The organism is Allostreptomyces psammosilenae (genome assembly GCF_013407765.1).
Lineage (GTDB): Bacteria > Actinomycetota > Actinomycetes > Streptomycetales > Streptomycetaceae > Allostreptomyces > Allostreptomyces psammosilenae.
Genome location: NZ_JACBZD010000001.1, coordinates 3,522,196 through 3,540,573, shown reverse-complemented (window position 1 = coordinate 3,540,573; position 18,378 = coordinate 3,522,196). Strand labels below are relative to the sequence as shown.

Sequence of the window (18,378 nt, the reverse complement as noted above, 5' to 3'; positions counted from 1 at the left end):
CGGGGTCCTGATGAGTGATCGGCGGGCGTGTACCGGAGGGGGGTTGGCCGACGGCCGGCCGGTTCACCGGACGGCCGTCGGGAGGGGCGATGGGTGGGGCGGGCGATGGGGGTGGGATGAGCGCCACGAGCAGCAGGGCGCATGCACGAGATGGGCTGATATGCACGGTTCCGCACAAACACCGCTAGGGGAGGCCGGGTGGGCCCCCCGATTTCTACGCTGTCATGAGTGGCCGGCGTGTCGGGAGTCCCTCTTTCGGCCTGTGGATAACTCCGGTGAACCTTCAATGACTTCGAGGACGCGGCCTTCGATGACTGCGAGAGGGCGCCCTTCAACGACCTCGAACGGCGGCGGCTCCGGGGACGGGGGGCGGGTCAGCCGCTGCTGACGGCGGCCGCGGGGTCGGCCCAGTGGCGCGTGCCGTCCGGGGTGGCGTCCGTCCCGGCGGGGTTGGGGCCGCCCTCGGCGGAGGCGCCGCGGGGGCTGGGCGGCGTGGTGGTGGCCTCCCCGACCGGTAGGGAGCCGGCGGGGGGCTCCACCGGCGGGACCCGGCCGGCGAGCAGCACATAGGCGGTCACGCCGGCCGCCACGGCGCCGGCCAGGGCCGCCACCGCCGGGAAAACGTTGCTGCCCCAGTGCTCCGCGCGCCGCGACCGCCGCGTTTCGAAGCCGCAGGCCGGTTCGGCGACCACGGCACCGTTCCGGCGCTCGTCCGCCCCGCCCGCGTCGGGGCGCTCGCCGGCCGCGCGGACAGCCGCCCCGGCCGCCGCCCCCGGCTCCGGGGCCGCCACCGACGCCGCCGCAGCCGGCGCGGCTCCGGGCGCCACCCGCCCCCCGAGCGTCCCGAGCGTCCCGGGTACGGCGGACCCTCCCGCCGCACCCGGCGCCTCCGCGGCGCCCGGCGGGTCCTGGGCCGCCGGGGTGCGGCCCGCCGCCGGGGTCGTCGTGGGCGCGTCGGCACCGGCCCCGCCGGTCTGCTCGGTCGGCGACGCGGCGGCGGTGGGCGGCGCGAACAGGTGGGTCCGCAGCAGCGGTTCGGCCACCACGCTGAGCCGGCCCAGCGCCTGCTCCAGGCTCAGCCGGTCGGCCGGCTCCTTGGCGAGCAGGGCGGTGAGCGTCGGCCCCAGGGCGCCGGCCCGCACCGGGGTCGGCGGTTCGTCGGTCAGCACGGCCTGCATGGAGGCCACCGAGGACGACCGGCGGAACGGCGAGACGCCCTCCACCACGTGGTACAGGGTCACCCCGAGCGCCCACAGGTCGGCCTCCGGCCCGGTGTGCAGGCCCCGGACGCGTTCCGGGGCGAGGTGCTCGGGCGCGGGGGACAGTTCCCCGCTGCGCGGCGGTCGGTCGGTGTCGTGCAGCAGGGCGGTGCCGAAGTCGGTGAGGACGACGCGCCCGCCGGGGCCGAGGAGCACGTTGCTGGGGGTGAGGGCGCGGTGCAGCACGCCGGCACGGTGCGCGGTGCGCAGCGCGTCGACGAGTTCCAGCCCGACGCGGGCGGCCTCGACGGGGTCGAGCAGGGCGCCGGCGCGCAGCAGGTCGCCGAGGCTGAAGCCGTCGATCAGTTCCATGACGACCCAGGGGCGGTCGCCGTGTTGGACGACGTCGTGGACGGCGATGATGCCGGGGTGGGAGAGCCGGGCGGCGCACCGCACCTCCTGGCGCACCCGGGCGTGCAGGGCGGCGAGTTCGTCGGCGGGCGGGTTGCCGGGCGCGCGTAACTCCTTGAGGGCGACCTCGCGGCCGAGGAGCCGGTCGTGGGCGCGGTGCACGACCCCGCTGCTTCCGCTGCCGAGGCGGGGGCCGATCCGGTAGCGGCCGGCGACGAGTTCGCCGGGGCTGCCGTACACGGTCCTGGGCGCGGTGGCCGGGGCGGTGGTCGGCTCGGCGGTGCCGGCCGGGGCGGACTCGGTGGGTCCTGTGCTGTCGGTGGGCCGCGTGGCGTCCGTGGACCGCGCGGCCTGCGCGGTGCGTTCGGCGGTGGGCTCCGCGGCGGGCTCTGCGGGCACGGTGGGCACCCCCTCCCCTCGGCTGTGCCGTGTGGTGCCCCAATCTAGACGAGTGGCTGGAGGCGGGAGGCGCCGCGGAGGGGTTCGGTTCCGGTGGGGAGGCGGGGCGGGCCGCCCGAAGTATCGTTCCGCTGGCTCGACGGGCTCTCACCTGTTCGGGCGCCCGTCGTACGGGTGGACCCGGCCGTGAAGGGTGTGACGGCTGGGGCGGGAGGGATATCCGCTGGTGGCCCGCGCGGACCGGGCGCGGAGCCCGGCGCTGACGGGGAGGGACGCGAGTGGCCCGTCGGACGCCGGACGTCCTCCGGGGGCACACGGGAGCACGGGTCGGCGCACGGAGGCATGGCCGGAAGGGGCCGGAGCGAGGCGCGGGGAGTCGGGCCGCCGGGCAGCGCCCCGGTGCCGGCCCGCTCGGACGGCCGGGGGGGAGGAGCGCCGGAGCCGGTGCCCCTCCCCCGTCCCCGCCCCCCGGGGACGGCCCCCGAGCGGCGGACGGCCCCCGAGCGGCGCCGGCACTCAGCGGCGGCCGAGCACCTCGGCGGCCCGGAGGAACCCGTCTGTGCCGTGGCCCAGCCCGATGACGCGGCGGGCCAGTCCCTCGGCCGCGCGCATCACGCCGGCGTCGATGCCGTGGGCCTCGGAGGTGTGGATGATGTGGGCCATGGAGGAGGCCGCCGAGGTGATCGGGTTGTCGTCGCCGGAGTAGTCGCCGTTGTCGACCCCCTCCGCGGTCTCCTCGAAGATCGGCGGCAGGATCGCGCCGATGCCCTTGGCGAACGGGGCCAGTTCCCGCGCGCTGATGCCCTCGGCCTTGGCGACCGCGAGGGCGTGGGCGTATCCGGCCATCGCGGTCCAGAAGATGTCCAGCAGCGCGATGTCGTAGGCGGCGGCGCGGCCGATGTCCTCGCCGAGGTGGGTGTGGGTGCCGCCCAGGGCGTCCAGCACCGGCCGGTGCTCCTGGTAGAGCTCCTCGGGGCCGCTGTGGATGAGGACCGCGGCCGGCGTTCCGATGGTGGTGGTCGGCGTCATGATGGCGCCGTCCAGGTAGTGGACGCCGTGCGCGGCCGCCCATGCCGCGGTGTCCCGGGCCCGGTCCGGGGTGTCGGCGGTCAGGTTCACCACCGTGCGCCCCTTGAGCGCGGCGGTGACGGCGTCGCGCCGCAGGACGGCGTCCGAGGCGTCGTAGTTCACCACGCAGACCACGGTGAGTGGGCTGGCGGCGACCGCCTCCTCCGCGGAGGTGGCGGCGATCGCGCCGCGCTCGACCAGTTCCCGCTCCCGGCCCGGTGTCCGGTTCCAGACCGTGGTGCGCAGTCCGGCGTTCAGGAACGCCCCGGCCAGGGCGCGGCCCATCGGTCCCAGACCGAGCACAGTGACGGCAGACTGTTCGGAGTGCGAGGACATGAGTGAACTCCCCCTGAAATACTGACAGAAGTCGCGAATAGGACGGAAATGACACGCAGTCGTGCCCAGGACATGAATGTGTGCGGAGTGACGGCCGCGATCGCGGTGATCGACGGCAAGTGGAAGACCGCTCTGCTGTGGCTGCTGGAGTCCGGTCCGCAGCGGCCCGGCGAGCTGCGTCGGCGGCTTCCGGGGCTCAGCGAGAAGGTGCTGACTCAGGCGCTCCGCGAGATGGAGGCGGACGGGCTGGTGCACCGGGAGGTGCACGACGTGCTTCCGCTGAAGACGGTGTACTCGCTGACCCCGTTCGGCCGGGAACTCTCCGAGGCGCTGGGCCCCGTCTCCGACTGGGGCCACCGTCGTCTGGAGAAGCTCGCCGAGGCCAGGTCGGCCTCCTGACCCATCATCACCCCTGATCGCCTGATCGCCTGGCTGGTCCGGATCCGGCGGCCCTCCGGCCACCCGTCACCAGACTCGTCCGGCCGCCGCCCGCCGACAAGTACCCACAAAAAGGTGGCTACCCGGGGCGGCGCCGGGGGCGCGGCCGGGGCCCGGCCAGGCGCAGCGGGCCGGAGGGCGCAGCCGGCGGCGGTGGGCTCAGCGGCGGCCGGTGGGTTCAGCCGGCGGCGCCGCCGGCTTCGGCGCCCGGATTGAGCACGACGATCACCACGACGGCGGCCACCATCAGCAGGAGCACGACCACCAGCAGCGCCATGCCGAGGAACCGGGGGCCGCGGCGGCGGCCGCCCGGGGCGGTCGACGGCTCCGCGGGGGCCCGGCCGGCGGCCCGCCCGGGCGCGGCCTCGGCGACCTCGACCACCGCCGGCGCGCCCGCGCCGCGGCGGCGGTGCCGGCTGGAGTGGTGTGCCGGGGGCGGGGCGGCGAGCGTGGTGTCCACGGTGGCCGCGGCCACCGGCAGCCCGGGGTGCACCCCGGGCCTGGGCTCGGTGGCGCGGGCGGCCAGGTCGCGCAGGGTTTCGCGGATCTCGGCGGCGCGGGCCGGCGGGGCGGTCGGATCGGTGGCGAGCAGCCGCCGCAGCACCGGTCCGAGGGCGTCCGCGAGCGGCGGCAGGGGCGTCGGCGTCGCGGCGGGCGGGTGTCCCACGGCGCAGTGGTGCAGCAGCACGCCGAGGTCGCGCAGGTCGGTGGCGGCTCCCAGCGGACGGCCGGCCGGGCCGCCGCCGTCGAGGGCCCGGCCGGCCAGGGCCCGGCGGGCGGCGCCGCTGACCGTGCCGGTGAGCATGGCTCGGCCGTCCTCGCAGATCAGCACGGTGTCGGGGGTGAGCGCGAGGTGGGGGCGGCCGGCGCGGTGGACGGCGTCGAGCGCGTCGGCGACGTCGGCGGCGATCTCCACGGCGCGGGCCGGGCTCAGTTGGCCGGCCTCGGCGAGGATGCGGCTGAGCGGCCAGGCGGGCGGGCGCTCGGTGATCACCCAGAGCCGGTCGTGTTCCACCACCACCTGGTAGACCTGCACCAGCCGGGGGTGGTCGGGCAGGGCCTCGGCGGTGGCCCGGGCGCGGTCGGCGGCGTGTCGCAGGGCGGCGGCGCGTTCGGCCGGGCGGGGCACCGGGCCGCCGTTCCCGCCGGGCACGGGCGGGGTGATCCGCTCGGCGAGGACGGCGGTGCCGCTGTGCGTGTCGAGGGCGGCGTGGACGCCGGGCGGCAGCGGGTCGTCCGGGGAGGGTTGGAGGAGGTAGCGGCCGGCGAGGAGTCGCGGGTCGGTGCCGGGGTGCCCGTCGGGGGAGCCTGGGCGCCCGGGCGTGCGGGGTGGCACGCTGTCACCTCCTTCTGGTGCGGGTCGGAAAACGCGAGTGGGCGGGACGGGGTTGCGGGGCGGGTTGCGGGGGGGCGGTCGGAGGGGTGGCGCGGTGGTCCGGGGCCGCGGTTCCGGCGGCGGCGCCGCGTCCGGGTGCCGTGCGGCGGGCCGTGGCGGCGGCCGCGCCGGTCAGGGGTTGCGGTGGGTCCAGCTCGGACGGTGCCGGCTGAGCCGGGATCGGATGCGGCCGAGCAGTGGGCGCCTGACGCTGGCGGCGGCGGCCGGGTCGCGGTCGCCGTCCTGGCCGTCCCGCCCGTTCTGGCGGTCCTGCCCGTCGGCGTCGAGCGCGTCGAGGGCGCCGGTGTCGTCCGCGGCGATCGCGTCCCAGCGCGCGCGGTCGGGGGCGGCGGAGGGCGTCGGAGCGGCGGGGAAGCCCTGCCCGGGGAGGGGGCGCCGGTTCTGGGGGGGCAGCGGGCCGGTGGCGCGCGCGGTCTGCCCGGCGGGGTGCCGGCCGGGCTCGGGTGCCCGGGCCGGGCGGGCCGGCGACGCGGCAGCCGCCGGCACCGCCGGGACGGCCGCGGTGTCGCCGAGGGCGTTGCCGCCGGCGGGCGGGGCCGGACGCTGCGCCGGCACGGGCGCCGGGCCGGCCAGGGCGGAAGAGCCGGCCGGGCCGGCCGGAGCGGTCGCGGCGGTGACCGGGGCGGTGCGGCCGAGGCCGGCGACCGTGTCGTCCGGGGCCGCTCCGGCGACGGCACCGGCCGCGGCACCGCCGGCCGCGGTGGCGTCGGCCGCGGCGTCCCCGGTGGCGGCGGCCTGCTCGCCGGCGCCGAGGTCCTCCAGGACGGCGGTGAGCCGGCGGCGGACGATGTCGTGGTCCCAGCGCTGCAGCGGGTCCTTGCGCAGCAGGCCGTCGATGACCGGCCGGAGCGGGCCGGCGTTCATCGCGGGGAGCGGGCGCTCGGTGAGCACCGCGGTCAGGGTGGCGATCGCCGAGCCGCGGTCGTAGGGGGGGTGCCCCTCCAGCATGGTGTAGAGGGTGCCGCCGAGGGACCACAGGTCGGCGGCCGGTCCGGGCTTGCGGCCCCGGGCGCGCTCGGGGGCGATGTAGGAGGGGGCGCCGACGATCATGCCGGTGGAGGTGACCGAGGGGTCGCCCTCGACGGTGGCGATGCCGAAGTCGGTGAGCACGACCCGGTTCTCCGCCGTGATGATCACGTTGGACGGTTTGACGTCGCGGTGCAGGATGCCCTGCCGGTGGGCGGTGCGCAGCACGCCGAGGAGGCGCAGGGTGATGTAGGCGGCGCGCTCGTGGTCGAGCGGGCCCTCGGTGTCGATGATCTCGGCGAGGGAGCGGCCCTCGATGAGCTCCATGACGATCCAGGGGCGGCCGTCCTCCTCGACCACGTCGAAGACGGTGGCGGCGCCGTCGTGCCGGATCCGGGCGGTGGCCTTGGCCTCGCGCAGGGTGCGGGTGTGCAGGCGCCGGGCCTCCTCCTCGTCGACGCCGCCGGGGATGCGCAGTTCCTTGACGGCCACGTGCCGGCCGAGCATCTCGTCGACGGCCCGCCACACCGTGCCCATCCCGCCCCGGCCGAGTACCGAGGCGAGGCGGTAGCGTCCGGCCAGGAGCCGGTGGTCGATCCCTTGCTCAAGGGTCATGCGTGTTGTCCTCTGGTCCGATGGTCCGACTCGGCTGCGAGCGGCGCGGGGAGGGTGTGCGCGCCACCATCTTCCCCTGTTCCGGACCCGGCTTCGTACCAGAACGGGCGCCCCGCCCCCGACTTGGCGTCAAGTCGGGACGTTCTGGTTATGGTGACGGGGCGCCGGCGGCTCCGGTGGTTCAGATGGACGGCGCGCCGAGCCGGGCCGCGTCGGCGGTGCGGTCGTCGGGCTGCTGCTGGGACTCCCGTTCCGCCTCCACCCGCTTGAGGTAGTGGTCGACCTCGCGTTCGATCTGGTCGTCGTCCCAGCCGAGGACCGGCGCCATCAGCTCGGCCACCTCCCGGGCGCAGCGGGTCCCCCGGTCGAAGGTCTCGATGGAGATCCTGGTGCGCCGGGTGAGCACGTCCTCCAGGTGCCGGGCGCCCTCGTGGGAGGCGGCGTAGACGGCCTCCGCGCGCAGGTAGTCGTCGGCCCCGCCGATCGGCTCGGCCAGCTTGGGGTCGGCGGCGATCAGGTCGAGGATCTCCTCCAGGAGCCTGCCGTGCCGGTTGAGCAGGTGCTCCACGCGGGCGACGTGCAGGCCGGTGCGGTGGGCTATGCGGGCGCGGGCGTTCCACAGCGCGCGGTAGCCCTCGGCGCCGACCAGCGGCACGGTCTCCGTGCAGGACTCCGCGACCTTGTAGTCGAGTCCGTGCACGGCGGCGTCCACGGCGTCCTTGGCCATCACCCGGTAGGTGGTGTACTTGCCGCCGGCCACCACGACCAGGCCGGGCACCGGGTGGGCCACGGTGTGCTCCCGGGACAGCTGGCTGGTGGCGTCGGACTCGCCGGCGAGCAGCGGCCGCAGGCCCGCGTAGACGCCCTGCACGTCCTCCCGGGTGAGGGGGGTGGCCAGCACGGAGTTGACGTGGTCCAGCAGGTAGCCGATGTCGGCGCTGGAGGCGGCCGGGTGCTCCTTGTCGAGGTCCCAGTCGGTGTCGGTGGTGCCGATGATCCAGTGCCGGCCCCACGGGATGACGAAGAGCACGCTCTTCTCGGTGCGCAGGATCAGGCCGGTGGAGGAGTGGATGCGGTCCCGGGGCACCACCAGGTGGATGCCCTTGGAGGCGCGGACGTGGAACTGGCCGCGCTCGCCGACCATGGACTGGGTCTCGTCGGTCCACACCCCGGTGGCGTTGACCACCTGCTTGGCCCGGATCTCGAACTCGCCGCCGAGTTCGAGGTCGTGCACCCGGGCGCCGACGACGCGTTCGCCCTCGCGCAGGAAGCCCACCACCCGCGCCCGGTTCGCCACCAGGGCGCCGTAGGAGGCGGCGGTGCGGGCCAGGGCGGTGACGAAGCGGGCGTCGTCGACCTGCGCGTCCCAGTACTGGACGGCGCCGACCAGGGCGTCCTTGCGCAGCGCCGGCGCGGCGCGCAGCGCCTGGCGGCGGGTGAGGTGCCGGTGGTGCGGGAGTCCGCGGGAGTGCCCGGCGGAGACGCCCATGGTGTCGTACAGCACGACGCCGGAGCCGACGTAGAACCGCTCCCAGCCGCGGTGGGCCAGCGGGTAGAGGAAGGGCACCGGCTTGACCAGGTGCGGCGCGAGGCGCTGGGTGAGCAGCCCGCGCTCCCGCAGGGCCTCGCGCACCAGGGCGAAGTCGAGCATCTCCAGGTAGCGCAGGCCGCCGTGGATGAGCTTGCTGGAGCGGCTGGAGGTGCCGGCGGCCCAGTCCCTGGCCTCCACGAGCCCGGTGGTCAGGCCGCGGGTGGCGGCGTCCAGGGCGGTTCCGGTGCCGACGACGCCTCCGCCGATGACCAGCAGGTCGAGTTCGGCCTCCGCCATCCGGGCGATCGCGGCGGCGCGCTCAGCGGGCCCCATGGTTGCGGTCTTCACGACGTCTGCTCCGCCTTTCCCGACCGGTGCGGGGCGCGCGGGCCCGGCTTCCGGTGTCCCGGCAGGGACCGGTGGCCGCCACCGAACGCGGTACCGCACGCTCTTGAGGACGATCTACACGCGATCACTACCCAGTATCGGGCGCGCTGCCCGTTTCGGCCCCGATGAGATGACCGGTTACGGGTTCGGCCGGGCCTCGGGCCGCGCCGGCACGGGGAGCTCCCCCTCGGCCTGCTGTGTCCCCTCGGCCTGCTGTGTCCCCTCGGCCTGCTGTGCCCCCTCGGCCTGCTGTGCCTCCTCCTCCGCCCGCCAGCGCTCGTCCTCGGCCGGGTGGCCGGAGGGGACGGGCGAGGGGACGGCGCTCGGCGCGGGGGCGGGCGCGGGCACGGACGGCGGGGCGGGCGGCCCGGCCGGACGGGCGGGTTCGACCGCCGGCCGGACCATCCACAGCGCCAGGCAGAGCACGGCGACGGCGACGCCGGCCAGGGCCCAGGCGGTCCGGCCCCACCGGGGCACGCGGAGGGCGCCCAGCGCGCCGGGGAGGCCGGGCGGGGCGGGGCGCGGGCGGCTCCCGCCGGGCGGCGCCGCCGGCCGGAGATCGGCCGCGCCGATCCGTCCGGCGCGGGCCGCCAGCGACTCGCGCAGCAGCGCCTCGAGCGCCTGTCGGTCGAGCGCCCGCCGTTCGGGCGGGCCGCCGCCACCGGGCCGTCGCCTCATCGCCCTGCCTCCCGCAGTCTCTTCTCCAGCGCGTCGAGGGCGCGGCTGGCGGTGGATTTCACCGAGCCCCGGGAGACCCCCAGGGTGTCGGCGATCTGGAGTTCCGACAGGTCCGACCAGTAGCGCAGGACGAGCACCTCGCGCTGCCGCCGGGTCAGCAGCCGCAGGGCGGCGAGGACCTCCCGGTGTTCCTCCCTGAGCAGCACCTGCTCGTCGCTGGGGGCGGCGGAGGCCTCCCGGGGAGGGCTGTAGCCCCGGGCGGTCCGCCGTCGGCGCAGCACGGAGCGGGCGGCGTTGACCACGCTGGTGTGCAGGTACGCCGCGGCGTCGTTGAGGTCCGTCAGCGAGCTCCCGTGACGGCGGTACACGGCCATGAAGGCGTCCTGGACGACGTCCTCGGCCGTGTGCAGGTCGTCGACCAGCAGGACGGCCAGGCGCACCATGTCCAGCCGGTGGGCGTGGTAGAGGTCCGTGATGGTGGGCCGGGGGGCGGCTCCGCCGTCGGGCCGGGCTCCCGTGGCGGCCTGCGGCGGTGGCGTGCGGCGCGGGCCCGCGCCGGGGTAGGCCGGCGGGAGGGGGGCCGGCGGGGCGCGGTGCACCCGTCGCAGCAGTCGGGTCCACCACCCTCGCAGGTCGCGTGGCACCGTCGTCGGCAGGACGCCTGCGTCGCTCATCCGTTCCCCGTGGCTTCCCCGTGGTGTGGTGGTCGGCGCCGGGGGCACCGCCGGTGCGGGCGCCGGCGATGCCCCGCGGCCGTGGGATCAGCGTGTGGCCGGCACCGGCGCGGGGACGGCCGCCGCCGCCTCCGCCTGCGCGCGCTCCTCCGCCTCGTACCACTCGGCCTCGGCGGGCACCGGCACCGGCACCGGAACGGCCGCCGCCTCCGCCTGCGCGTGCTCCTCCGCCTCGTACCACTCGGCCTCGGCGGGCACCGGCACCGGCACCGGAACGGCCGCCTCCGCCTCCTGCGCGTGCTCCTCCGCCCCGTACCACTCGGCCTCGGCGGGCACCGGCACCGGCACCGGAACGGCGGCCTGCTGCTCGGCCCGCGCGGCCTCGTGGCGGGCGTCCTCCTCGGCGGCGGCGGCTTCCTCGTGCTGCGGGACGGGCACCGGCGTGGCGGCGTCCTCGCTGGTGGCCGCCCGGGTCGCGGCGGGCCGGGAGTCGTCGGCCAGGGCGGAGTTGGCCATGACGGCGCCGCCCACGACCAGGGCGATCGCGGAGGCGGCACCCAGCTTCAGGGTGCGCTGGCGGCGGGCTCGCCGGTGGCTGGGCATGCGGTGTGCGGCCATGTGTGGGCTCCTCGCGGGGCTCGTCCGTCGGGCCTCCCGGGGCGGGCGTCGGCGCGGTCGGGCGGCGTCCGGACGGCGCCCTCGCCACCGCTCCACCGGGAGGTGCTTCCAACCTGACAGACGTGCGTCCCCGGGCCGGGTTGTCGCTCGGCCACCGCTTCTGGCCGATCGCGGCGTGACACCGGTCACATCGGTGGGGTGGGCGGTCGCCGGCGGCGGGGCGCCCGGAACGGCGCCGCGCCGGCCCGCTCCCCTGCTCGGGAGCGGGCCGGCGCGGTGTCCGTGCCCGGTGGTGCGGCCGGCCCGGTGGTCCGGGGCCGGTGCGGCGGGCTCGGCGGGCTCAGCGGTGGCCGGCGGAGGGGGCGACGGTGACCTCGACCCGCTGGAACTCCTTCAGCTCGGAGTAGCCCGTGGTGGCCATGGCCCGGCGCAGCGCGCCGAACAGGTTCATGGTGCCGTCGGGGCGGGAGGAGGGGCCGAGCAGGATCTCCTCCAGGGTGCCGACGACGCCGAGGTTCATCCGCTTGCCGCGGGGCAGCTCCTCGTGCACGGCCTCCGCGCCCCAGTGCCGGCCGCGGCCGGGGGCGTCGGTGGCGCGGGCCAGCGGGCTGCCCATCATCACCGCGTCGGCGCCGCAGGCGATGGCCTTGGGCAGGTCGCCGCTGTAGCCGACGCCGCCGTCGGCGATCACGTGCACGTAGCGGCCGCCGGACTCGTCCATGTAGTCGCGGCGCGCGGCGGCGACGTCGGCGACGGCGGTGGCCATCGGCACCTGGATGCCGAGGACGCTGCGGGTGGTGTGGGCGGCGCCGCCGCCGAAGCCGACGAGCACGCCGGCGGCGCCGGTGCGCATCAGGTGCAGGGCGGCGGTGTAGGTGGCGCAGCCGCCGACGATCACCGGCACGTCGAGTTCGTAGATGAACTGCTTGAGGTTGAGCGGCTCGGCGCGGCCGGAGACGTGCTCGGCGGAGACGGTGGTGCCGCGGATGACGAAGATGTCCACGCCGGCGTCGACGACGGTGCGGGAGAACTCGGCGGTGCGCTGCGGGGAGAGTGCGGCGGCGGTGACCACCCCGGCGTCACGGACCTCCTTGATCCGCCGGGTGATCAGCTCCTCCTTGATCGGCTCGGCGTAGATCTCCTGGAGGCGCTTGGTGGCGCGCTCGCCGTCGGGGAGTTCGACGATCTCCTCCAGCAGCGGCCGCGGGTCCTCGTGGCGGGTCCACAGGCCCTCCAGGTTGAGCACGCCGAGGCCGCCGAGCTTGCCGATGTGGATGGCGGTCTCGGGGGAGACCACGCTGTCCATGGGGGCGGCGAGGAACGGGAGTTCGAAGCGGTAGGCGTCGATCTGCCAGGCGATCGACACCTCCTTCGGGTCCCGGGTGCGGCGGCTGGGGACGACGGCGATGTCGTCGAACGCGTAGGCGCGGCGGCCTCGCTTGCCCCGTCCGATCTCGATCTCGGTCACGGCGTGCCTTCCTTACTGCTGTGCGACATGGGTGCTGGACGTGCCGAAGGGCACCGCACGTGACGCGTGTGAGCGGTGCCCTTCATTCTGGCCCCTGGCCCCCGGGCCCCGGTGGGCCGGGGCGAGGGGGCGGGGCGGCGGGGCGGTTCTCAGCGCCCGTGGTAGTTGGGGGCCTCGACGGTCATCTGGACGTCGTGCGGGTGGCTCTCCTTGAGGCCGGCCGCGGTGATCCGGACGAAGCGGGCGTCCTTCATGTCGGCGACGGTGGCGGCGCCCACGTAGCCCATGGTCTGCCGCAGGCCGCCGACGAGCTGGTGGACGACGGCGGCGAGCGGGCCGCGGTAGGGCACCTGGCCCTCGATGCCCTCGGGGACGAGCTTGTCGTCGGAGGCGACCTCGGCCTGGAAGTAGCGGTCCTTGGAGTAGGAGCGGCCCTGCCCGCGGGACTGCATGGCGCCGAGCGAGCCCATGCCGCGGTAGGACTTGAACTGCTTGCCGTTGATGAAGAGCAGCTCGCCGGGGCTCTCCTCGCAGCCGGCGAGGAGGCTGCCGAGCATCACGGTGTCGGCGCCGGCGGCGAGCGCCTTGCCGATGTCGCCGGAGTACTGCAGCCCGCCGTCGCCGATGACCGGGACGCCGGCGTCGGCGGCGGCCTGGGCGGCCTCGTAGATGGCGGTGACCTGCGGCACGCCGACGCCGGCCACCACCCGGGTGGTGCAGATGGAGCCGGGGCCGACACCGACCTTGACGCCGTCGGCGCCGGCGTCGATCAGGGCCTTGGCGCCGTCGCGGGTGGCGACGTTGCCGCCGATCACGTCGACGTTCGCGTTGGCCTTGATCTTGGCGACCATGTCCAGCACGTTGCGGTTGTGGCCGTGGGAGGTGTCGACGATGAGGAAGTCGACGCCGGCGGCCATCAGGGCCTGGGCGCGCTCGACCGCGTCCCCGCCGGCGCCGACGGCCGCGCCGACGAGCAGCCGGCCCTCGGAGTCCTTGGCGGCGTTGGGGTACTGCTCGGCCTTGACGAAGTCCTTGACGGTGATCAGGCCGCGCAGCCGGCCGTCGTCGTCGACCAGCGGGAGCTTCTCGATCTTGTGGCGGCGCAGCAGGGCCATGGCGTCGGCGCCGGAGATGCCGACCTTGCCGGTGACCAGCGGCATCGGCGTCATGACCTCGCGCACCTGGCGGGAGCGGTCGGACTCGAAGGCCATGTCGCGGTTGGTGACGATGCCCACCAGGCGGCCGGAGTCGTCGGTGACCGGGACGCCGCTGATCCGGAAGCGGGCGCACAGCTCGTCGGCGTCGGCGAGGGTGGCGTCCGGGCGGACGGTGATCGGGTCGGTGACCATGCCGGACTCGGAGCGTTTCACCAGGTCGACCTGGTTGGCCTGGTCCTCGATGGAGAGGTTGCGGTGCAGCACGCCGACGCCGCCCTGGCGGGCCATGGCGATGGCCATCCGCGCCTCGGTCACCTTGTCCATGGCGGCGGAGAGCAGCGGGATGTTCACCCGGATGTTGCGGGAGACCCGGGAGCTGGTGTCCACGGCGTTCGGCAGCACCTCGGACGCCCCCGGCAGGAGCAGGACGTCGTCGTAGGTCAGACCGAGCATCGCGAACTTCTCGGGTACGCCGGCGGCGTTCAAAGACATGACACCTTCTCGCTTCGGGTTTTCGGGGGCGGGCCCGGTGGGGGGCCGAACCCCGGCGCGCCCGGATGCCGCAGCCGTGGTGTGTGGGGCCAGGGAGCACGGCCGGGATTCCATGCTACCGAGCCCCACCGGTTGCTCCGGACGAGCGAGCGCCCGGGGCGGGCCGGTGGTGAGCACGCTCACTCGGCGTCGGGGCGGCGCCGCGGCGGCCACCCCACCTGGCCGGACGCGGCCACGTGGCTAGCTGGCGGCGAGGGCGCGCAGGCGGTTGAGGGCGCGGTGCTGGGCGACCCGGACGGCCCCGGGGGACATGCCGAGCACCCGGCCGGTCTCCTCGGCGGAGAGTCCGACGGCGACCCGGAGCAGGACGAGCTCGCGCTGGTGGGCGGGGAGCGAGGCGAGCAGGCCCTTGGCCCACTCGGCCTCGCTGCTGAGCAGCGCCTGCTCCTCGGGGCCGAGGGCGTCGTCGGGTTTCTCGGTCAGGTCGTCGGCTGGCAGGGCGGTGCTGGTGGGGCCGCGCATGGCGGCCCGCTGGAGGTCGGCGACCTTGTGGGCGGCGATGCCGTAGACGAACGCCTCGAACGGGCGGCCCTCGTCGCGGTAGCGCGGCAGGGCGCACAGGACGGCGAGGCAGACCTCCTGCGCGACGTCGTCCACGAAGTGGCGGGCGCCGCCGGGCAGGCGGGCGAGCCGGGAGCGGCAGTACCGCAGGACCAGGGGGTGCACCTCGGCGAGCAGGTCGTCGGTGGCCCGCTCGTCACCGCGGGCGGCCCGCAGCACGAGCTCGCGCGTCCGACGCGTACTGGACTCTTCCTCGTCGCGCATCGGTCCATGGTGCATCGAAGTGGGCGCGGGCGAGGAAGGCGGCCCCGACTTCTGCATCGGAACGTTATCTGGCGGTGTCTGTGCCGTCCGGGCCGGTTCGTGCCGTATCCGACCGCCCGTACGGAACTCCCCGAGTTCGTCCATACCCCCATGGTGCGGCCTGCGCGGAGTTTTCGGCCCCGCGCGGCCGTCCGGGGCGCTCCCGCGGTGCCCGGCGGGGGTCGCCGGGCACGACGGGGGCGGAGGGGGAGTTCCGTCGGCGGCCTGCGGCACGGGGCCGGGCGGCCACGTCGCTCAGCGCACCAGTCCCCAGCGGAAGCCGAGGGCCACGGCGTGGGCGCGGTCGGAGGCGCCGAGCTTCTTGAACAGGCGGCGGGCGTGGGTCTTGACGGTGTCCTCGGACAGGAACAGCTCGCGGCCGATCTCGGCGTTGCTGCGGCCGTGGCTCATGCCCTCCAGGACCTGGATCTCCCGGGCGGTCAGCGTGGGGGCGGCGCCCATCTCGCTGGAGCGCAGCCGCCGCGGGGCGAGCCGCCAGGTCGGGTCGGCGAGGGCCTGGGTGACGGTGGCCCGCAGCTCGGCGCGGGAGGCGTCCTTGTGCAGGTAGCCGCGGGCGCCGGCGGCGACGGCCAGCGCGACGCCGTCGAGGTCCTCGGCGACGGTCAGCATGATGATCCGCGCGCCGGGGTCGGCGGAGAGCAGGCGGCGCACCGTCTCCACGCCGCCGAGGCCGGGCATGCGCACGTCCATCAGCACCAGGTCGGAGCGGTCGGCGCCCCAGCGGCGCAGCACCTCCTCGCCGTTGCTGGCGGTGGTCACCCGCTCCACCCCGGGGACGGTCGCCACGGCGCGGCGCAGTGCCTCGCGGGCGAGTGGGGAGTCGTCACAGACGAGAACGGAAGTCATGACAGCCCTCCGCAGCAGATCGGCGTCACGTTGAGCCTCCAGGCTGATACGAATCGTCACCGACACGGCCCGTGCGGAGTGGTGCCCGTTTCCGAGCCCACCCTGTCGACCGTCTCCGCCCTCTCAACGAGCGTCACTCAAAAGAGTTACGGACGTCGGCGCCTCTACTAAACACCCTACGTGATGGATCAATCACAGGACAGTCGTACGGCGTCGACACTCGGCGGCGCGTCGCCGACGGCCTGCCGCGGTGGCGGGTCTTCACGCAGCTCAGCGGGGTCCGCGGGGGCGCCACTCCTCCATCGCGAGGTTCTTTATGCCCGAATGATTCATATTTTCATCTGCTTGGGTACTCTCCATACGATCCGGGTCTTTCATCCCGGAAGCCTCGCCATGCGACGCCCGAGGTGGCAACACCCGGCACACCGATCACAACAGCCTCCAGTTCGACGAGCCCGAGGAAGAGTCATGGCAGATTTCTCCCGACTCCCCGGTCCCAACGCGGACCTGTGGGACTGGCAGCTGTCCGCCGCCTGCCGTGGGGTGGACAGCGCGCTGTTCTTCCATCCGGAGGGAGAGCGGGGGGCCGCCCGGACCTCCCGCGAGGCGGCGGCCAAGGAGGTCTGCATGCGCTGCCCCGTCCGGGAGCAGTGCGCCGCCCACGCGCTGGCGGTCCGCGAGCCGTACGGGGTGTGGGGCGGCATGACGGAGGAGGAGCGCGAGCAGATCCTCGGCAGGGCCCGGCAGCAGCAGTACAGCCCGCAGCTGGGCAATCCCGGGTGAGCGGCGGCCGGCCGGCCGCGATCACCGTTCCGCCATCCGCAGGATCGTTTCTGCTCCCGGGGTGCGCCAGGCGCTCCGCGGCTAGGGCGCCACCGGCGACACCAGGGTGCGCGCGGCGCGCACCAGCTCGTCCAGCGCCGCCCGCACGGACGGCACCCGGGCCAGGTCCGGCACGGTCAGCGCCACCACCTCGCGGCGCAGCGGCGGGCCGAGCTCGACCACCTCCACCCCCGCCCCGCGCACCGCGCCCAGCGCCAGCGCGGGCAGCACCGCCACCCCCAGCCCGGCCGCGACCAGGCCGACCACCGCCGGGGAGTCGTCCGTGGCGAACTCGATCCGCGGCGCGAACCCCTGCCGCGCGCACTCCTCCACCAGGTTGCCGCGGCACTGCGGGCAGCCCGCGATCCACGGCTCCTCGGCCAGCTCCGCCAGCCGCACCGGCCGCTCGCCGCGGGTCGCCGCCAGCAGCGGGTGCGCCGACGGCAGCAGCCCGACCAGGCGGTCGGTGAGCAGCGGCACCTCGGTCAGCCCGTCCCAGCCGGATCCGCCGGCCCGGCGCCCGGCCGGCTCCGGCCCGGTGCCCGGGTGGCCGGCGTCCCGGTGGCCCGGAGCGGCGTATTCCGCTCCCGCGTACTCCGCTCCCCCGTACTCCGCTCCCCCGTACTCGGCGCCGGGGTAGCGGAAGGCAAGCGCCACCTCGCAGTCGCCCTCCCGCAGCATCTCCACCGACTCCGGCGGCTCCGCCTCCACCAGCGACAGCCGCACCCCCGGGTGGGCCGCGCGGACGGCGGCGACGGCCGGCGGCACCAGCGTGGAGCTGGCGCTGGGGAAGGCCGCCAGCCGCACCCGCCCGGAGCGCAGCCCGGCCAGCGCGGCCACCTCCTCCTCCGCCGCGGCCAGCCCGTCCAGGATGGTCACGGCGTGCCGCACCAGCACCGCCCCGGCCTCGGTGAGGTCCATCCGCCGGCCGGCGCGCACCACCACCGGGGTGTCGACCGCCTTCTCCAACGCCCTGATCTGCTGGCTGACGGCGGGCTGGGTGAGGTTCAGCTCGCGGGCGGCGCCGGAGAACGATCCGGTCCGGGCCACGGCCTGGAGCACACGCAGATGGCGGATGTCGAGCACGCGTCCGAGCCTAGGCGGTGCCGCCGGCCCCGGGCGCCCACCCGCCCCGGCGGCCCCACCCGCGTCGTCCCCGCCGGCGTCGTCCCGCCCCCGCCGATATCCGCTGCCCGATCGGGGCGCCGGCTGCCTATCCTCGGCCCATGAACGCTTCCCCCAGCGCCGCCCCGCGGCCCCCACACGCCGACGCCGCCCCGACCGGGCGGGTGTTCAGCGTCAACGTCGGTCAGGCCCGGGCGACCGAGCACGCCGCCGTCGGCGTCACCGGCATCGACAAGCGCCCGGTGGACGGCCCGGTCCGGGTCGCCGCCCCGGGCCCGAGGGGCACCGGCGGCTCCGGGCTGGTCGGCGACGCCATCGGCGACCTGCGCCACCACGGCGGCGACGACCAGGCCGTCTACGCCTACGCCCGCGAGGACCTGGACGGCTGGGCGGAGGAGCTCGGCCGCGAGCTGCCCGGCGGTTCCTTCGGGGAGAACCTCACCACCACCGGCGTGGACGTCAACGGCGCGCGGATCGGCGAGCGCTGGCAGATCGGGGACGAGCTGCTGCTGGAGGTGTGCGGGGCGCGCATCCCGTGCCGCACCTTCGCCGACAAGATGGGCGTGCGGGGCTGGGTCAGGCGGTTCACCCAGGCGGTGCTGCCCGGCGCCTACCTGCGGGTGCTGCGGCCGGGGGAGGTGCGCGCCGGGGATGCCGTCCGGATCGCGCACCGTCCGGACCACGACGTGACGGTCGCCCTGGTGTTCCGGGCGTTCACCACGGAGAGTGACCTGCTGCCGCGCCTGCTGGTGGCCGACGCCCTCCCGGAACGCCTGAAGGAGAAGGCCCGCAAGCGCCTCCCGATGGAGCTGGACGACGTGGAGGTCGTGGGCGAACCCACCGCCTGAACGCCGGGCGCAACAGAAA

Annotated in this window: 16 protein-coding genes; 3 read left to right on the top strand and 13 right to left on the bottom strand. The window is 75.9% G+C overall.

The window, feature by feature from the left end:
* Window positions 1-374: 374 nt before the first annotated feature.
* Window positions 375-2,009, bottom strand: a complete 1,635-nt coding sequence (locus FHU37_RS14675) for a serine/threonine-protein kinase (protein WP_179814620.1) — start codon at window positions 2,007-2,009, stop codon at window positions 375-377.
* Window positions 2,010-2,525: 516 nt separating this feature from the next.
* A complete protein-coding gene (locus tag FHU37_RS14670) occupies window positions 2,526-3,413 on the bottom strand; it encodes an NAD(P)-dependent oxidoreductase (protein ID WP_179814619.1) in 888 nt (295 codons plus the stop codon).
* Window positions 3,414-3,461: 48 nt separating this feature from the next.
* On the opposite strand from FHU37_RS14670, the gene FHU37_RS14665 reads away from it, so the two are divergent.
* Entirely contained in the window at window positions 3,462-3,812 is a 351-nt protein-coding gene (locus FHU37_RS14665; protein ID WP_179814618.1) for a winged helix-turn-helix transcriptional regulator, read from the top strand.
* 217 nt (window positions 3,813-4,029) lie between these two features.
* Here the strand turns inward: FHU37_RS14665 and FHU37_RS14660 are convergent, their stop codons facing one another.
* From FHU37_RS14660 to FHU37_RS14615, 10 genes are all read right to left on the bottom strand, one after another.
* Window positions 4,030-5,187 carry a protein kinase family protein gene (locus FHU37_RS14660; protein WP_179814617.1) on the bottom strand — a complete coding sequence of 386 codons (1,158 nt, stop codon included), beginning with the start codon at window positions 5,185-5,187 and terminating at the stop codon, window positions 4,030-4,032.
* Window positions 5,188-5,358: 171 nt separating this feature from the next.
* Window positions 5,359-6,828, bottom strand: coding sequence for a serine/threonine-protein kinase (locus tag FHU37_RS29540; protein ID WP_376773944.1), 1,470 nt, complete (start codon window positions 6,826-6,828; stop codon window positions 5,359-5,361).
* A gap of 181 nt (window positions 6,829-7,009) precedes the next feature.
* The gene (locus FHU37_RS14650; protein ID WP_179814616.1) at window positions 7,010-8,707 is read right to left on the bottom strand and encodes a glycerol-3-phosphate dehydrogenase/oxidase; all 1,698 of its coding nucleotides are present in this window, start codon (window positions 8,705-8,707) and stop codon (window positions 7,010-7,012) included.
* 177 nt (window positions 8,708-8,884) lie between these two features.
* Window positions 8,885-9,424, bottom strand: coding sequence for a hypothetical protein (locus tag FHU37_RS14645; protein ID WP_179814615.1), 540 nt, complete (start codon window positions 9,422-9,424; stop codon window positions 8,885-8,887).
* Window positions 9,421-10,098: a sigma-70 family RNA polymerase sigma factor gene (locus tag FHU37_RS14640; RefSeq protein WP_179814614.1), complete on the bottom strand. Its 678-nt coding sequence runs from the start codon at window positions 10,096-10,098 to the stop codon at window positions 9,421-9,423. The genes FHU37_RS14645 and FHU37_RS14640 overlap by 4 nt, the downstream gene beginning before the upstream one ends.
* 87 nt (window positions 10,099-10,185) lie before the next feature.
* A complete protein-coding gene (locus FHU37_RS14635; protein ID WP_179814613.1) occupies window positions 10,186-10,716 on the bottom strand; it encodes a hypothetical protein in 531 nt (176 codons plus the stop codon).
* A 340-nt stretch (window positions 10,717-11,056) separates the two neighbouring features.
* Window positions 11,057-12,184: a GuaB3 family IMP dehydrogenase-related protein gene (locus FHU37_RS14630; protein ID WP_179814612.1), complete on the bottom strand. Its 1,128-nt coding sequence runs from the start codon at window positions 12,182-12,184 to the stop codon at window positions 11,057-11,059.
* A gap of 149 nt (window positions 12,185-12,333) precedes the next feature.
* Complete coding sequence (gene guaB, locus FHU37_RS14625) at window positions 12,334-13,833, bottom strand: IMP dehydrogenase (protein ID WP_179814611.1); 1,500 nt, start codon at window positions 13,831-13,833, stop codon at window positions 12,334-12,336.
* A gap of 240 nt (window positions 13,834-14,073) precedes the next feature.
* Window positions 14,074-14,658 (bottom strand): RNA polymerase sigma factor ShbA, encoded by a 585-nt coding sequence (gene shbA / locus FHU37_RS14620; protein WP_281394654.1) that lies wholly within the window; start codon window positions 14,656-14,658, stop codon window positions 14,074-14,076.
* A gap of 294 nt (window positions 14,659-14,952) precedes the next feature.
* The gene (locus tag FHU37_RS14615; protein WP_179814609.1) at window positions 14,953-15,564 is read right to left on the bottom strand and encodes a response regulator transcription factor; all 612 of its coding nucleotides are present in this window, start codon (window positions 15,562-15,564) and stop codon (window positions 14,953-14,955) included.
* Window positions 15,565-16,032: 468 nt separating this feature from the next.
* On the opposite strand from FHU37_RS14615, the gene FHU37_RS14610 reads away from it, so the two are divergent.
* Window positions 16,033-16,347 (top strand): WhiB family transcriptional regulator, encoded by a 315-nt coding sequence (locus FHU37_RS14610; protein WP_179814608.1) that lies wholly within the window; start codon window positions 16,033-16,035, stop codon window positions 16,345-16,347.
* A gap of 81 nt (window positions 16,348-16,428) precedes the next feature.
* Here the strand turns inward: FHU37_RS14610 and FHU37_RS14605 are convergent, their stop codons facing one another.
* Window positions 16,429-17,472 (bottom strand): LysR family transcriptional regulator, encoded by a 1,044-nt coding sequence (locus tag FHU37_RS14605; RefSeq protein WP_179814607.1) that lies wholly within the window; start codon window positions 17,470-17,472, stop codon window positions 16,429-16,431.
* Window positions 17,473-17,612: 140 nt separating this feature from the next.
* Here FHU37_RS14605 and FHU37_RS14600 point away from each other — a divergent pair, with 140 nt between their 5' ends.
* Entirely contained in the window at window positions 17,613-18,359 is a 747-nt protein-coding gene (locus FHU37_RS14600) for an MOSC domain-containing protein (protein WP_179814606.1), read from the top strand.
* Window positions 18,360-18,378: the final 19 nt, after the last annotated feature.

Excerpts from the sequence above, each read along its gene's own strand:
- FHU37_RS14670 (WP_179814619.1), bottom strand. The coding sequence starts at position 3,413 with ATGTCCTCGCACTCCGAACAGTCTGCCGTCACTGTGCTCGGTCTGGGA.
- FHU37_RS14665 (WP_179814618.1), top strand. The coding sequence starts at position 3,462 with ATGACACGCAGTCGTGCCCAGGACATGAATGTGTGCGGAGTGACGGCC.
- FHU37_RS29540 (WP_376773944.1), bottom strand. The coding sequence starts at position 6,828 with ATGACCCTTGAGCAAGGGATCGACCACCGGCTCCTGGCCGGACGCTAC.
- FHU37_RS14645 (WP_179814615.1), bottom strand. The coding sequence starts at position 9,424 with ATGAGGCGACGGCCCGGTGGCGGCGGCCCGCCCGAACGGCGGGCGCTC.
- FHU37_RS14640 (WP_179814614.1), bottom strand. The coding sequence starts at position 10,098 with ATGAGCGACGCAGGCGTCCTGCCGACGACGGTGCCACGCGACCTGCGA.
- FHU37_RS14635 (WP_179814613.1), bottom strand. The coding sequence starts at position 10,716 with ATGGCCGCACACCGCATGCCCAGCCACCGGCGAGCCCGCCGCCAGCGC.
- guaB (WP_179814611.1), bottom strand. The coding sequence starts at position 13,833 with ATGTCTTTGAACGCCGCCGGCGTACCCGAGAAGTTCGCGATGCTCGGT.
- shbA (WP_281394654.1), bottom strand. The coding sequence starts at position 14,658 with ATGCGCGACGAGGAAGAGTCCAGTACGCGTCGGACGCGCGAGCTCGTG.
- FHU37_RS14615 (WP_179814609.1), bottom strand. The coding sequence starts at position 15,564 with ATGACTTCCGTTCTCGTCTGTGACGACTCCCCACTCGCCCGCGAGGCA.
- FHU37_RS14610 (WP_179814608.1), top strand. The coding sequence starts at position 16,033 with ATGGCAGATTTCTCCCGACTCCCCGGTCCCAACGCGGACCTGTGGGAC.
- FHU37_RS14600 (WP_179814606.1), top strand. The coding sequence starts at position 17,613 with ATGAACGCTTCCCCCAGCGCCGCCCCGCGGCCCCCACACGCCGACGCC.